Here is a 13,745-nt window from a genome sequence, read left to right on the forward strand (position 1 = left end):
CGCCACCACCAGCGAGACCCCCGCCGCTGTCTCGCCACCCTCGGCCTCACAATCGGACATCACGATCGATAACACGAGAACGCCGGAGCCCTGGGTTCGGGCGTATGCGCTACGTTTCGATCTGATCAGGGGTGTGGCGCTGCCCACGGACGAGTCCCTGAAGCTCCTTCACTCGATCTTGGAGGACCTGTGAGCATCCGTAGCGTGCCGAAGATCCAGTGGCGGAAGAGCAGCCGTAGCGGTGACACGGGCGGTGACTGCGTCGAGGTGGCGGGACTTGCCGCGAACGTCGGCATGCGGGACTCCAAGGACCCCGACGGGCCGAAGCTCGTCTTCGCCTCCGCCCAGTGGCTCGCGTTCGCGCAGCGGGTGAAGAGCGGCGCCCTCGACCTGGACTGACCCGACCGTCCCCCGGGCCCGCCTCCGGCGCACGAGCCGGGGACCGCTGCCCGTCTCCGGCGACGGTGCTCCGCTCCGGAGGCGGGGTGTCACTCCTCGGTGGCGGGGCTGCCGCCGGCGACGACCTCGGCGAGCAGGTCCTCCTCGGTGGAGCCGCGCCGCCAGTAGCCGGTGAAGACGACGGCGCGGCGGCCCAGCCCGCGCTCGGCCACCAGGTGCCGCCGCAGCGCCTTGACCACGGCGGACTCGCCCGCGATCCACGCGTAGGCGCCGTCCGGGACCTCCGCCGCGCGCACGGCGTCCAGCAGCCCGCCGGGGGAGACCCAGGTGACCTGCGCGTCGGCCGCGGTCGGCAGGTCCTGCCGGTCGCCGGGATGCGGGACGTCGATCCAGACCCGCGCGGACGTCCCGGCGGGCAGCCAGGCGAGGTTCCCGGCGATGGCGGGCAGCGCGGTGAGGTCGCCCGCCATCACCACCGGGGCGCCGGGCGGCGGCCGGAAGTCGCAGCCGCCGTTGTCGGGACCCGTCGGGCCGAGGACGGTGACGCGGTCGCCCGCGCTCGCCGCCGCCGCCCAGCGGGCCGCCGGGCCGGACGCGCCGTCCATGTGGAGCGCGAAGTCGACGTCCAGCTCGCCGGGGCGCTTGCCGCGGACGGTGTAGGACCGCATGATGCCGCGCACGGCCGGGTCCAGCGCCCGCCAGTCGGCGAACCACGTGTCGGCGCCGCTCCCGCGCGGCATCACGGGGGCGTCCTGGTGCGGGTGCGGCAGGAACAGCTTGAACCGCTGGTCGCGCCCTCCGCTGACGAAGCCGTCCACGGCCTCCCCGCCGAAGGTGACGCGCACCATGGACGGGCCGAGCCGCTCGGCCCGCAGGACGTGCAGGTCGAAGAAGGCGTACGGGTGCGCCGGTGTCCTCGGCATCGTCCGCCTCTCAGCCCGTCTTCTTCGCCGACCGGATGGACGCGGCGAGCGCCTCGACGACCGGCGCGCAGCCCTCGTAGGAGAAGCGGGGCTCGGCCTGCCAGGCGATGACCTGGCCCGCCTTCACCGCGGGCAGGTCCTTCCAGGACGGCTTGGAGCCGAGGTCCTTCGGCTGGAGCGCCTGCGTGCGGGAGTCGAGCAAGATGACGTCGGCCTTGTACTTGTCGGCGTTCTCCCAGCTCAGCTCCTCGAAGTAGCCGTCCTTGCCCGGCTTCTCCGGGACGATCAGGTCGACGCCGAGTTCCTTGAAGTAGATGAGGTCGGTGTTCTTGGCCGGGCTGGAGGCGTAGAACAGGTCGGGGCTCGCGGAGGCCGCCAGCACCTTCAGCCCCGGCTTGGCCTCGGCTGCGGCGCGCAGGGACTCGGCCGCCTTGTCGAACCGCGCCTTGGCGGCGGTGACCTTCGCCGACTTCAGGTCGGCGCCGAGCGCCGCGGCGAGCGCGGCGGTCCGCTCGATCGGCTTCGGCAGCGCGACGGCGCCCGTGGAGATGCCGGCGGAGGCCGCCAGCGCGAAGATCTTCTCCTTGCTCTCGGCCGGGACGTAGAAGAGCTCGCCCGGCACGAACATGTTGTCGACGAGCAGGTCGGGGCGCAGCGCGGCGTACTTCTCGATGTTGAACTCGCCGTAGGCGTTGCCGATGACCTCCAGCCGGTCGACGGGCAGGTTCCCGGCCTGCGGGTCGGGCTTGCCGTCCGCGAGCTTCGTCGGGCCGTACACGCCGACGAGCTGCCGGTCCACGCCGAAGTCGTAGAGGGCGGCGGCGGCGCCGACGTACGCCACGACCCGCTGCGGGCGCGCCTTCAGCCGGATCCGCGTGCCGCGGTCGTCGGTGAACGCCCAGGCGCCGCCGCCCGGCGAGGCCGTTCCGCTCGCGTCGTCACCGCCTCCGCACGCGCTGATGAGGGCCCCGAGGGCGAGGGCGCCGCCCGCGCCGAGCAGGCCGCGGCGGGTGAGGCTCTGTGCCCCGATGTTCGACATTTCCGACGTTCTCCCAAATCAAGGTGCACGGCCGGATGGTCGGCCGATGGCGACTTAGGTTAACCTAACCTAAGATCTTGTCCAGAGTGGGGGCCGTCACGGTGGTCCCCGGCCCTCCCCCGGAGCCCGTCACGTGTCGTCGACGAAGTCGCCGCCGGTCGCGCCGCCCGCGCCCGCCCCGCGGCCGGCGCCCGCCCCGCCGCCGGGCGCGCGGTGGGCCGCCGGGCTCGCCGGCGCGCTGCTGCTCCTGCTCGCCGCCGTCGTGCTGAGCCTCGGGGTCGGCGCGAAGCCGCTGCCGCCCGGCCAGGTCTGGGACGGGCTGCTGCACGCCGATTCGCCCGCGTACGCGCTCGTCCGCGAGATGCGCCTGCCGCGCACCCTGCTCGGGCTGCTCGCGGGGACGGCGCTCGGCCTCGCCGGCGCGGTCATGCAGTCGCTCACCCGCAACCCGCTCGCCGACCCCGGCATCCTCGGCATCAACGCGGGCGCCGCCGCCGCGGTCGTGTCGGCCATCTCCTTCCTCGGCGTCACCTCGTTCACCGGGTTCGTGTGGTTCGCGTTCGCCGGCGCGGGCGCCGTCGCGGTCCTGCTCTACGCGGTCGGCGGCGGGCGCGCCGCCACCCCGGCCCGGCTCGCCCTCGCCGGGTCGGCGCTGAACGCCGCGCTCTACTCCTACGTGAACGCGGTGCAGCTGCTCGACACGGCGTCCCTCGACCGGATGCGCTTCTGGACGGTCGGGTCGCTCGCCGCCGCGCAGGGCTACACCGTCGTCCGCGTCGCGCCGTTCGTCCTGGTCGGCTTGGCGGCGGCCCTGCTGCTCGCCCGCCCGCTGAACGCGATGGCGATGGGCGAGGACGCCGCCCGCGCGCTCGGCGCGGACCCCGTCCGCGTCCGGATCGCCGCGATCGTCACCGTCACGCTGCTGTGCGGCGCGGCGACGGCGGCGTGCGGGCCGATCGTCTTCGTCGGGCTGATGGTGCCGCACCTGGTCCGCGCGCTGACCGGCCCCGACCTGCGTCGGCTGATCCCGTACTGCGCCGTCCTCGCACCCGCCCTGATGCTCGCGGCGGACGTCCTCGGCCGCGTGGTCGTGCGCCCCTCGGAGCTCCAGGTCGGGGTCGTGATGGTCGGCGCGGGCGGGCCGGTCTTCCTGTACTTCGTGCGGCGGCCCAGGAGGTCCCTCTCATGAGCGGAGCGAACCGGGGGGCGTGGGGGGTCGTCCCCCCACAGGAAACGCAGAGCGGAGCGAACCGGGGGGTGTGGGGGGTCGTCCCCCCACAAGGAGCTCGCAGCGGGGCGACCCGTTCCGTCGTTGTCCGGACATCGGGGGTGTCGTTCCGGTTCCGGCCGCGTGCCCTCGTCGTCGCCGGGGCCTGCCTCGCCGTGGCACTGGGGACGGGCGTGCTGCTCATCGGCAGCGGCGACTTCCCGATGAGCCCCGCCGACGTCGTGCGGACGCTCGCCGGGCGGGGGTCGCCCGCCGACTCGCTCATCGTGAACCGGATCCGGCTGCCGCGCGTGGCGGCCGGGCTGGCGGTCGGCGCGGCGCTCGGGCTCGCCGGGGCGGTCTTCCAGTCGCTGGTCCGCAACCCGCTCGGCAGCCCCGACATCCTCGGGTTCAGCCAGGGCGCCGCGACCGGCGTCCTCGCCGTGATCGTGCTGACCGGCGCCGGCAGCATCGCGGTCGCTGCGGGCGCGGCCGCCGGCGGCCTGCTCACCGGCCTGGTCGTCTACTTGGTGGCCGGGCGGCGCGGCGCGCACGGGCAGCGGCTCATCCTGGTCGGCATCGGCGTCGCCGCGATCCTGACCGGCGTCAACGGCTACCTGATCACCCAGGCGCAGATCACCGACGCGGCCCGCGCGGTGCTGTGGCTGACCGGCAGCCTGGACGGCCGCGACTGGGCGGACGCCGCGCCCGTCATCGCGGCGCTCGCGGTGCTCGGCCCGCTCGTGCTCGCCGGGTGCGGGCGGGCGCTGCGAATGCTGGAGATGGGCGACGACGCGGCGCACGGCCTCGGCGTCCCGATCGACCGGGTCCGGGTGCTGCTCCTGGCCGCGGCGGTACTGCTGACCGCGCTCGCCGCCGCGGCGGCCGGGCCGGTCTCGTTCGTCGCGCTGACCGCGCCGCAGCTCGCCCGCCGCCTCACCCGCACGGCCGGGCCGAACCTGCTCCCGGCCGCGTGCATGGGCGCCGCGCTGCTCGTTGCCGCCGACTTCGCGGCGCAGCGCGGATTCCCCGGCCATCAGCTCCCGGTCGGCGTGGTGACCGGGCTGCTCGGCGGCGGGTACCTGGTCTGGCTCCTCGTGACCCAACGCAAGACGGGACGGATGTGATGAAGGACGCGACCGCGCGGCTCGCCGGCGCCGGGCTCACCCTGGCCTACGACAAGCGCACCATCGCCGAGGACCTCGACGTGGCGGTCCCGGAGGGCTCGTTCACGGTGATCGTGGGCCCGAACGCGTGCGGGAAGTCGACGCTGCTGCGGGCACTCGCGCGGATCCTCAAGCCCGCGGCCGGGACCGTGGTACTGGACGGCCGCCCCATCGCCGACTGGCCCGCCAAGAAGCTGGCGCGGACGCTCGGGCTGCTGCCGCAGTCGTCCATCGCGCCGGAGGGCATCACGGTCGCCGACCTCGTCTCGCGCGGCCGGTATCCGCACCAGAGCCTGCTGCGGCAGTGGTCGAGGGAGGACGAGCGGGTCGTCGCCGAGTCGATGGCCGCGACCGGCGTCGGGGACCTCGCCGACCGGCACGTGGACGAGCTGTCGGGCGGGCAGCGCCAGCGCGTCTGGATCGCCATGGTCCTCGCCCAGCAGACGCCGCTGCTGCTGCTGGACGAGCCGACGACCTACCTGGACATCGCGCACCAGATCGAGGTCCTCGACCTGTGCGCGCGGCTGCACGAGGAGGGCCGGACGGTCGTCGCCGTCCTGCACGACCTCAACCACGCCGCCCGCTACGCCACGCACATGATCGCGATGCGGGACGGCCGGATCGCGGCCGAGGGCGACCCGTCGTCCGTCGTCACCGCCGAGCTGGTGGAACAGGTCTTCCGGCTGCCGTGCCGGGTGATCGACTGCCCGGAGACCGGGACCCCGCTGGTCGTCCCGGCCGCCCGCACCCGCGTCGCCGCGCCGAACTGAGGCGCCCCCACCGGACGGGCGGCGGCCGGAATCGTTGTAGCCTAATAATGGTTGTAGGGCTATAACGATTGGAGGCGGCGTGCCCGAACTCAGCCCCCGGCGCAGGCTGGCGGTCCTGGCCATCTGCTGCCTGAGCCTGCTCATCGTCAGCCTGGACAACACCATCCTCAACGTCGCGCTCCCGTCCCTGCAGCGCGACTTCGGCAGCTCCCTGTCGGGGCTCCAGTGGACGATCGACGCGTACCTGATCGTCCTGGCGTCCCTGCTGATCCTGTCCGGCTCGACCGCCGACCGGCTCGGGCGGCGCCGCGTGTTCCAGACGGGGCTCGCCCTGTTCTCCGTCGGGTCGGTGCTGTGCAGCCTCGCGCCGTCCCTCGGCCTGCTCGTCGCGGCCCGCGTCGTGCAGGCGGTCGGCGGATCCATGCTCAACCCGGTCGCGATGTCGATCATCACGAACGTGTTCACCGGGCCGCGCGAGCGGGCCCGCGCCATCGGCGTCTGGGGCGGGGTCGTCGGGCTCAGCATGGCGATGGGGCCGCTCGTCGGCGGGGTCCTGGTCGACTCGGTCGGCTGGCGGTCGATCTTCTGGCTGAACGTGCCGATCGGGCTGGCGGCGCTCGTGCTGACCGCGCTGTTCGTCCCCGAGTCGCGCGCCCCGCGCCCGCGCCGGCCCGATCCGCTCGGCCAGGCGTTCATGATCCTGCTGCTCGGGACCCTGACCTACGCGATCATCGAGGCGCCCGGCCGCGGCCTGGCCGACCCGGCCGTCTACGGCGCCGCGCTCGTGGCAGCCACGTCCCTGGCCGGGTTCGTCGTGCACGCCCTGCGCGCCCCAGAGCCGCTGATCGACCTGCGCTTCTTCCGCAGCGTCCCGTTCTCCGGCGCGACCGTCATCGCGGTGAGCAGCTTCGCGGCGCTCGGCGGGTTCCTCTTCCTCAACACCCTCTACCTGCAGAACGTGCGCGGGCTGTCGGCGCTGCACGCGGGCCTGTTCCTGCTGCCGATGGCGGCGATGACCGCGCTGTCCGCCCCGCTGTCGGGACGGCTCGTCGGCAGCCGCGGCCCGCGGCTCCCGCTCCAGATCGCGGGGGCGGCGATGCTCGCCAGTACGCTGCTGTTCGCCGCGTTCGACGCCGAGACGCGCAACGCCACGCTGTTCACCGCGTACGTGCTGTTCGGGATCGGGTTCGGCATGGTGAACTCGCCGATCACGAACACCGCCGTGTCGGGGATGCCGCGCGCCCAGGCGGGCGTCGCCGCGGCCGTCGCCTCCACCAGCCGGCAGATCGGGCAGGCGCTCGGCGTCGCGGTCATCGGCGCCGTGCTCGCGGCCGGGACGACCGCCGCCGCGCACGCCGCCGCGCCGGCCTTCGTCTCCGCCGCCCGTCCGGCATACTGGGTCCTCGCCGGATGCGCCGCCGCCGTCCTGGCGCTGGGCACGGCCACCACCGGCCGGCGGGCCGCCCGCAGCGCCGCGCGCACCGCCGACCTGTTCGGCGCCGACGAGCCGGCGCCGGACGCACGCGATGTGACGGGAGCGAGTGCGCGATGACCGATCCCGCCGTCCAGCACGCCGACACCGCCGCGCGGGCCTGGCACAACCTGCGGGTCCTGCTGCACGAGCGCGGCGACCGGCGCCGCGAGGCGACCGAGGCCCTCGGCATGAGCTTCTTCAGGGTCAAGGCGCTGCGGTACATCGCCGCCGCGACCGCGCCGCTGACCCTGCGCGGCCTCGCCGAGCTGCTGCTCACCGATCCCCCCTACGTCACCCTGGTGGTGGACGACCTGGTCGGGCGGGGCCTCGTCGAGCGGACCGAGAACCCCGCCGACCGCCGCTCCAAGATCGTGACCGCGACGGCGGCGGGGCGGGCCGCGGCGGCGGAGGCCGAGCGGATCCTGGACACCCCGCCGCCGTCGCTCTACGACCTCCCGGCCGAGGACCTGGAGGTCCTCGACCGGGTCGCGGCGCGGCTCGTCTCCGAAGGCTGACCGGGCCGGGGCCTCAGGAGCCGGCGGGGACCTTGTAGGTCTCGGCGGCCTCCGACTCCATGGGCTGCCGCTCGACGACCAGGCCGCCGAGGGCCTTGGCGTCCGTCCGCAGGATGTAGGTCTTGCGGGTGCCCGGCTCGTCCACCTTCGAGAAGTCCATCGGCGTGCCGTAGCCGCCGTCGTGGGCGGTGGTGGAGCGGTGCGCGGTGACCAGGCCCTCGCGGGTGAGGTCCTTGGCGGCGCACGCCTTCTTCAGCGCGTCCGTGAAGATGACCGCGCCCGTGTAGCCGTTGACGACGGCGCTGTCGCGCGGCTGCCCCGGGTACTTCCTGCCGTAGTCGTCCGCCAGCTTCTTGATCGGCGCGAGGTCGGCGGAGATGGGCGCGCCGGCGCTGGCCAGGTAGAAGTCCTTGAGCAGCGCGGGCGCCGCCGCGGTCTGCAGGAGCTGCGGGGAGAACCCGGAGTTGCTCGCCACGATCGGCGCCGCCATGCCCTTGGCGCGGGCGAGGCCCGCCAGCGACGCCGACTGCTTCGGTCCGGCGCTCATCAGGATCGCCTTGACGCCCGCGCTCTTCAGCGCCGCGACCTGGGCCGACATGTCGTTGTCGGTCGCCTTGATCTTCTGCTCGACGAGCGTCAGGCCGAGCTCGCCCGCCGCGTACTTCGCGCCGGCGAGCGCGCTCTCGCCGTAGTCGCCCTCGAAGTACACGTGCCCGACCTTGTCGCCCTTCGCGAGGCCCTTCTCCCGGGTGAGGAAGTCCAGCGCGTTGATCATGTCGATGTCGTAGGTGGTGCCGGTCACCTGGATGTACCTGCTCCCGAGCAGCGTGGTCGACCAGGCGTTCGGGATGACGAACATCTTGTCCGCCGTGATGCGCCGCTTGAGCGCCGTCACCATCGGCGAGCCGACGAACTGGGCGATGCCGATGACGCTCGACTGCATCTCGCTGTACCCGGCGACGGCCTTCTGCACGTCGTAGCCGTGGTCGCGGACGACCAGCTCGATCTTGCGGCCGCAGACGCCGCCCTGGGCGTTCAGCTGCTCGAAGTACAGCTGCTGCGCCTGCGTGAGGCTCTTGCCGAGCGGCGCGTACACGCCGGTCAGGTCGGTCTCGACGCCGACGCGGATCGTGTCGTCGGTGACGCCGGGCCCGGTCTTGACGCCGTCCTTGCCGGTACCGCCGGACCCGCCTGACGCCTTGCCGCTGCAGCCCGCCGCCATGCCCAGCGGCAGCGCCACGGCCAGCGCGGCCGCGGCGACGCGGACCGCACGCGGCCTTCGTATGCGCTTCATCGGTTCTCCTTCGTAGATGCCCCGGCCTTCAGGCCGGGGAGGAAACGGGATCTTGTGGAGCAGGTCGGAGAAGCCGGTGTGTTTCGGCGTCCGCCAGGTTGGCTCGCAGCGCAGCTGCTAGAACGTGGGGTATGGCGCGGCAGGTCAGGCGGGGTTTTAGGTACCGCTTCTACCCCACAGCCGAGCAGGCGGCCGAGTTGTCGCGCACGTTCGGCTGTGTGCGGCTGGTGTACAACAAGGGGCTGGAGGAACGCACCCGGGCCTGGAACGGCGAGCGGCGCCGCATCTCCTACGCGCAGTCGTCAGCCGCGCTGACGCAGTGGAAGAAGACTCCGGAGCTGGCGTTCCTTGCCGAGGTGTCGTGTGTGCCGCTGCAGCAGGCGCTGCGGCATCTTCAGGCGGCGTTCGCCAGCTTCTTCGCCAAGCGTGCCGCGTATCCGCGGTTCAAGTCGCGCAAGCGGTCGCGTTGCTCGGCCGAGTACACCCGCAGCGCCTTCACCTGGCGCGACGGCCACCTCACGCTGGCCAAGATGACCGCGCCGCTGGACATCCGCTGGTCGCGGCCCCTGCCCCAGGGGGCCGAGCCGAGCACGGTGACCGTCTCTCGCGACAGCGCCGGACGCTGGTTCGTGTCCCTGCTGTGCCAGGACACCATCCCTGCGGCTCCGGCCACGGATGCGGCGGTCGGGATCGACGCCGGGATCACCTCCCTGATGGCCCTGTCCACCGGGGAGAAGATCATCAATCCCCGCTACGAGCAGTGTGATCGCGCCCGCCTGGCGAAGGCGCAGCGGGAGCTTGCCCGCAAGGCTCCGGGTTCGGTGAACCGGGACAAGGCCCGCCGGAAGGTGGCCCGGGTGCATGCGCGGATCGCCGACCGGCGCCGCGACTTCCTGCACAAGCTGTCGACCCGTCTCGTCCGTGAGAACCAAACGGTCGTGATCGAAGACCTCGCCGTCGGCAACCTGCTCAGGAACCGCAAGCTCGCCCGCGCCATCTCCGACGCGGCGTGGCGGGAACTGCGGTCGATGCTGGAGTACAAGTGCGCCTGGTACGGGCGCGACCTGGTGGTGGTCGAGCGCTGGTTTCCCTCCTCCAAGCTGTGCGGGACCTGCGGCACGGTCCGCGCGACGCTGCCGCTGGACGTCCGCGAGTGGACGTGCGGGTGCGGCGCGGTGCATGACCGCGACGTGAACGCGGCACGCAACATCCTGGCCGCCGGGCTGGCGGTGTCGGCCTGTGGAGACGGTGTAAGACCTCAACGGGACTCCTCCCGGACGGGGCACTCGTCGGCGAAGCAGGAAGCCCGGCGGGCGACCGCCGGAATCTCCCGCCTTCAGGCGGGAGAAGAAGTCAAATCGGTTGCTCCTCTTGCTCGAATCGGGTGAGGGGACGCGCGGCCCGGCGCCGGGACGCGGCGGCGCGCAGCCGCGTCCACGCCCCGGTCAGGCCGCCGGGAAGGAACAGCACGACGGCGACGACGGCGGCGCCGTACAGGATCCGGGCGGCCTCGGCGGGGGAGACGCCGCCCGAGCCCGGCGCGGCGACGAGCGGCAGGTCGTCGCCGAAGCGGGTGAGGAGCTGGGGCAGGACGGAGACGAACACCGCGCCCGCGACGGCACCGGCCGCGGTGCCGAGCCCGCCGATGACGATCATGGCGAGGTAGTCCAGGGACAGGAACACGCCGAAGTAGTCGGGGACGGTCCGCCGGAACGCCAGCGCGAGGAGCGCCCCGGCCGCGCCCGCGTACATCGACGACAGCACGAACACCCCGGCCCGGTAGCGCGCCACCGGGACGCCCATCACCGCCGCCGCGGTCTCGTGGTCGCGGATGGTGTTGAGGGCCCGTCCCGGCCGGCCGCGCAGGATGCCGCGCGCGATCCACACGGCCGGGACGAGCAGCGCGACGGCGAGGAACCACAGCCGCTCCAGCGCGCCGAGCGGCACGGCGAACACCACCAGCTCGGGCGCGTCGTCGAAGCGGAACCCGGCGATCTCCAGCGGCGGGACGTCCCGACCGTTGAACCCGCCGGTGACGCTCTCGGCGTTGAACAGCAGGTGCTGCCCGATGAAGATCAGCGCCAGGGACGCGATGCCGAGGTAGGTGCCGCGCAGCCGTCCGGCGATGGGGCTGAACAGCCCGCCCGCGACGCCCGCGAGCACGATCGCCCCGGCGAACGCCAGCGGCGTCGGCAGCCCGAGGCCCGCGAGGCGCGGCCCGGAGTCGGACGCGAGGTAGACGTACCCGTAGGCGCCGACCGCCAGGAAGAAGGCGTGCCCCATCGACAGCTGCCCGGTGGCGCCGGTCAGCAGGTTCAGGCCGATGGCGCCGATCGCCGCCGACATCGCGAACAGGCCCGTCTGCAGCCAGAACGCGTCCAGGTAGAACGGCAGGGCGAGCAGGACGAGGGTGCACGCGGCGGCCGCCGCGCACCGGATCCGGAGGTCAGACACGCGACAGCTCCCTCGTCCCGAACAGCCCGGCGGGGCGGACGAGCAGCACCGCGAGCATCACCAGGAACGGCGCCACGTCGCCGATGCCGCGCCCGAGGAACGCCAGGTCGCCCTGGTACCCCGTCACCAGCGACTCGGTGAGGCCGACGGCGAGGCCGCCGACGAGCGCGCCCGTCGTGGAGTCCAGGCCGCCGAGGATCGCGGCCGGGAACGCCTTCATCGCGGCGAACGAGGTCGCGCGGTCCAGGCCCGGGGTGGGGAAGACGGTCAGGAACAGCGCCGCCACCGCCGCGAGCGCCCCCGCGATCGCCCACGCGGCGAGCGAGACGCGGGTCAGCCGGACGCCCATGAGCGCGGCGGTCTCGCCGTCCTCGGCCGCCGCCCGCATCGCCACGCCCCACGGCGTGAAGCGGAACGCCAGCAGGAACGCGCCGATCAGGACGGCCGCGGTCACGAAGGCGGCGATGCGCGTCTGCGCGATGCCGACGCCCGCGACGTGGACGATCCGGTCGCCCCACGGGTCGCCCGGCGACAGGACCTGCGTGCCGATCTCCCGGGTCAGCGCCGTGGTCAGCACGATGTCGACGCCGATCGTGACGATCGCCAGCACCGAGTGGTCCTCGACCCGGGCGCGCCGCAGCACCAGCAGCTCCACCAGCGCCCCCGCCGCGGCCGCCGCGGCGACGCCCGCGCCGAGCGCCGGCAGGAAGCCGATGTCGTCGTGCAGCACGGCGGTCACGTAGCCGCCCGCCAGCAGCAGCGACGCGTGCGCGAAGTTGACCACCTCGGTGGCCTTGAAGATGATCACGAAGCCGAGGGCGATCAGCGCGTACACCGATCCCGCCGACACCCCGTTGACCACCAGCTCGATGAACGTGCTCAAGGATTTCCCTCCGAGTCGGGGGCGGCCGCGGGCTCGTGCGCGGCGCCGAGGTAGGCGCGGACCACCGCGGGGTCGCGCTGCACGGCCTCGGGCGCGCCGCCCGCGATGCGCCTGCCGAAGTCCAGGACGGTGACCTCGTCGGCCAGCCGCATGACCATCCCCATGTCGTGCTCGACGAGCAGGACCGAGAGGCCGAGGTCGGCGCGGGCGCGGAAGACGACCTCGGCCATCCGCCGCCGCTCCGCGCCGTTCATCCCGGCCACCGGCTCGTCCAGGAGCAGCAGCCGGGGTTCCATCGCGAGCGCGCGGGCCAGCTCGACCCGCTTGCGCACGCCGTAGGACAGCAGCCCGACGGGCGCCGCCAGGTGCTCGCCGACGCCGACGAACCGGGCGATGTCGCGGACGCGGGCACGGTGCCGCGCGTCCTCCCGGCGAGCCCGCGGCAGCCGCAGGCCGGCCGAGGCGAACCCGGCCCGGGTGAGGCGGTGCCGCCCGAGCATCAGGTTGTCCTCGACGGACAGGTGCCGAGACAGCGCGATGTTCTGGAACGTCCGGGCGACGCCGAGGGCCGCGATCCGGTGCGGCGGCAGCGCGGTCAGCTCCGCCCCGCCGAACCGCACGCTGCCCTCACCCGCCCGGTAGACGCCGGACAGGACGTTGAAGCAGGTCGACTTGCCCGCGCCGTTCGGCCCGATGATCGCGTGGATGCTGCCGGGCGCGACGGTGAAGTCCACCCCGTCCAGCGCCGTCAGCCCCGCGAACCGCACCGTGAGCCCGCTGACGCGCAGCTCGCCCGCGTCTTCCCCGCCGCCGCTCATCCCGCGGACCACCGCTCCAGCGAGGGGCCGTCCTCGCGGCCGGGCGCGGCGGCGTCCTCGCCGCCCACGCCGAGGTAGCGGCGCCTGACCTCGTCGCTCGCCGCCAGCTCCGCCGACGGGCCGTGCAGCGTCACCGCGCCGACCTCCAGCACGTGCGCGGACGACGACAGCTCCAGCGCCAGCGCCGCGTTCTGCTCGATCAGCAGGATCGCGGTGCCCTGCAGGTTGATCTCCCGGACGGTCTCGGCGATGCGCTCGGCCATCAGCGGCGCGAGCCCGAGCGTCGGCTCGTCCAGCAGCAGGACGGCCGGGCACGCCATGAGCGCCCGCCCGATCGCGAGCATCTGCTGCTCGCCGCCCGACAGCAGCCCGGCGCGCTGGCGCGCCCGCTCGGCCAGCAGCGGGAACAGCGCGAGCACCCGCGCGCGGGCCTTCGCGGCGTCGGTCCGGCTCGGCGCGCCGAGCGCGCCCGCCCGCAGGTTCTCCTCGACGCTGAGCCGGCCGAACACCCGGCGGCCCTCCGGCACCTGCACCACCCCGGCCGCCACGACGGTGGCCGGGTGCAGCCCCACCAGGGACCGCCCGCCGAGCCGCACCGTACCCGCGTCCACCGCGCCGCGGTGGAACGGCAGCGTGCCCGAGATCGCGCGGAGCAGCGTCGTCTTGCCGGCCCCGTTCGCGCCGAGCACGGCCGTGACCGATCCCGCCGGGACGTCCAGCGAGACCTCGCGCAGGGCCCGCACCGCCCGCCCGTAGCTCACCGACAGACCACGGACCGCGAGGGTCCCGTTCGCCATGCGCCC

Annotated in this window: 14 protein-coding genes and 1 pseudogene; 8 read left to right on the forward strand and 7 right to left on the reverse strand. The window is 74.0% G+C overall.

The genetic code is table 11. The features are described from left to right. Together ABWI07_RS40140 and ABWI07_RS40145 are read left to right on the forward strand one after the other, a co-directional pair. Positions 1-193 (forward strand): annotated as a pseudogene (locus ABWI07_RS40140) (hypothetical protein); the annotation flags it as partial. Next, positions 190-399: a DUF397 domain-containing protein gene (locus tag ABWI07_RS40145; protein ID WP_353821729.1), complete on the forward strand. Its 210-nt coding sequence runs from the start codon at positions 190-192 to the stop codon at positions 397-399. The pseudogene ABWI07_RS40140 and the gene ABWI07_RS40145, both read left to right, overlap by 4 nt. Before the next feature lie 89 nt (positions 400-488). Here the strand turns inward: ABWI07_RS40145 and ABWI07_RS40150 are convergent, their stop codons facing one another. Both ABWI07_RS40150 and ABWI07_RS40155 read right to left on the reverse strand, forming a co-directional pair. Beyond that, positions 489-1,322, reverse strand: a complete 834-nt coding sequence (locus ABWI07_RS40150) for a siderophore-interacting protein (RefSeq protein WP_353821730.1) — start codon at positions 1,320-1,322, stop codon at positions 489-491. A gap of 10 nt (positions 1,323-1,332) precedes the next feature. Then, the gene (locus tag ABWI07_RS40155; RefSeq protein ID WP_149257527.1) at positions 1,333-2,361 is read right to left on the reverse strand and encodes an ABC transporter substrate-binding protein; all 1,029 of its coding nucleotides are present in this window, start codon (positions 2,359-2,361) and stop codon (positions 1,333-1,335) included. 133 nt (positions 2,362-2,494) lie between these two features. On the opposite strand from ABWI07_RS40155, the gene ABWI07_RS40160 reads away from it, so the two are divergent. The 5 genes from ABWI07_RS40160 (at position 2,495) to ABWI07_RS40180 (ending at position 7,493) form a co-directional block, all read left to right on the forward strand. After that, positions 2,495-3,550: a FecCD family ABC transporter permease gene (locus tag ABWI07_RS40160; protein ID WP_353821731.1), complete on the forward strand. Its 1,056-nt coding sequence runs from the start codon at positions 2,495-2,497 to the stop codon at positions 3,548-3,550. Positions 3,551-3,690: 140 nt separating this feature from the next. Then, complete coding sequence (locus ABWI07_RS40165; RefSeq protein ID WP_353821732.1) at positions 3,691-4,695, forward strand: FecCD family ABC transporter permease; 1,005 nt, start codon at positions 3,691-3,693, stop codon at positions 4,693-4,695. Further along, positions 4,695-5,504, forward strand: coding sequence for an ABC transporter ATP-binding protein (locus ABWI07_RS40170; protein WP_353821733.1), 810 nt, complete (start codon positions 4,695-4,697; stop codon positions 5,502-5,504). Before ABWI07_RS40165 ends, ABWI07_RS40170 begins: the two co-directional genes overlap by 1 nt. A gap of 79 nt (positions 5,505-5,583) precedes the next feature. Further along, positions 5,584-7,056: a DHA2 family efflux MFS transporter permease subunit gene (locus ABWI07_RS40175; protein WP_353821734.1), complete on the forward strand. Its 1,473-nt coding sequence runs from the start codon at positions 5,584-5,586 to the stop codon at positions 7,054-7,056. Further along, positions 7,053-7,493: a MarR family winged helix-turn-helix transcriptional regulator gene (locus ABWI07_RS40180; RefSeq protein ID WP_149257522.1), complete on the forward strand. Its 441-nt coding sequence runs from the start codon at positions 7,053-7,055 to the stop codon at positions 7,491-7,493. The genes ABWI07_RS40175 and ABWI07_RS40180 overlap by 4 nt, the downstream gene beginning before the upstream one ends. A gap of 13 nt (positions 7,494-7,506) precedes the next feature. On the opposite strand, the gene ABWI07_RS40185 is transcribed toward ABWI07_RS40180, so the two are convergent. Beyond that, positions 7,507-8,787 (reverse strand): ABC transporter substrate-binding protein, encoded by a 1,281-nt coding sequence (locus ABWI07_RS40185; RefSeq protein ID WP_353821735.1) that lies wholly within the window; start codon positions 8,785-8,787, stop codon positions 7,507-7,509. A gap of 131 nt (positions 8,788-8,918) precedes the next feature. On the opposite strand from ABWI07_RS40185, the gene ABWI07_RS40190 reads away from it, so the two are divergent. Beyond that, on the forward strand, positions 8,919-10,175 hold the full coding sequence (locus ABWI07_RS40190) for an RNA-guided endonuclease InsQ/TnpB family protein (RefSeq protein ID WP_353821736.1): 1,257 nt from the start codon (positions 8,919-8,921) through the stop codon (positions 10,173-10,175). On the opposite strand, the gene ABWI07_RS40195 is transcribed toward ABWI07_RS40190, so the two are convergent. Genes ABWI07_RS40195 through ABWI07_RS40210 form a run of 4 tightly spaced genes read right to left on the reverse strand, consistent with a single transcriptional unit; the run spans position 10,141 to position 13,739 of the window. Beyond that, positions 10,141-11,241, reverse strand: a complete 1,101-nt coding sequence (locus ABWI07_RS40195) for a branched-chain amino acid ABC transporter permease (protein WP_235036572.1) — start codon at positions 11,239-11,241, stop codon at positions 10,141-10,143. The two genes, ABWI07_RS40190 and ABWI07_RS40195, sit on opposite strands and share 35 nt — an antisense overlap. Beyond that, on the reverse strand, positions 11,234-12,124 hold the full coding sequence (locus tag ABWI07_RS40200) for a branched-chain amino acid ABC transporter permease (protein ID WP_149257520.1): 891 nt from the start codon (positions 12,122-12,124) through the stop codon (positions 11,234-11,236). Before ABWI07_RS40200 ends, ABWI07_RS40195 begins: the two co-directional genes overlap by 8 nt. Continuing rightward, entirely contained in the window at positions 12,121-12,942 is an 822-nt protein-coding gene (locus ABWI07_RS40205) for an ABC transporter ATP-binding protein (protein ID WP_353821737.1), read from the reverse strand. Before ABWI07_RS40205 ends, ABWI07_RS40200 begins: the two co-directional genes overlap by 4 nt. Beyond that, positions 12,939-13,739: an ABC transporter ATP-binding protein gene (locus ABWI07_RS40210; RefSeq protein WP_149257518.1), complete on the reverse strand. Its 801-nt coding sequence runs from the start codon at positions 13,737-13,739 to the stop codon at positions 12,939-12,941. Before ABWI07_RS40210 ends, ABWI07_RS40205 begins: the two co-directional genes overlap by 4 nt. Positions 13,740-13,745: the final 6 nt, after the last annotated feature.

It is taken from the genome of Actinomadura sp. NPDC000600, from assembly GCF_040492135.1.
Lineage (GTDB): Bacteria > Actinomycetota > Actinomycetes > Streptosporangiales > Streptosporangiaceae > Spirillospora.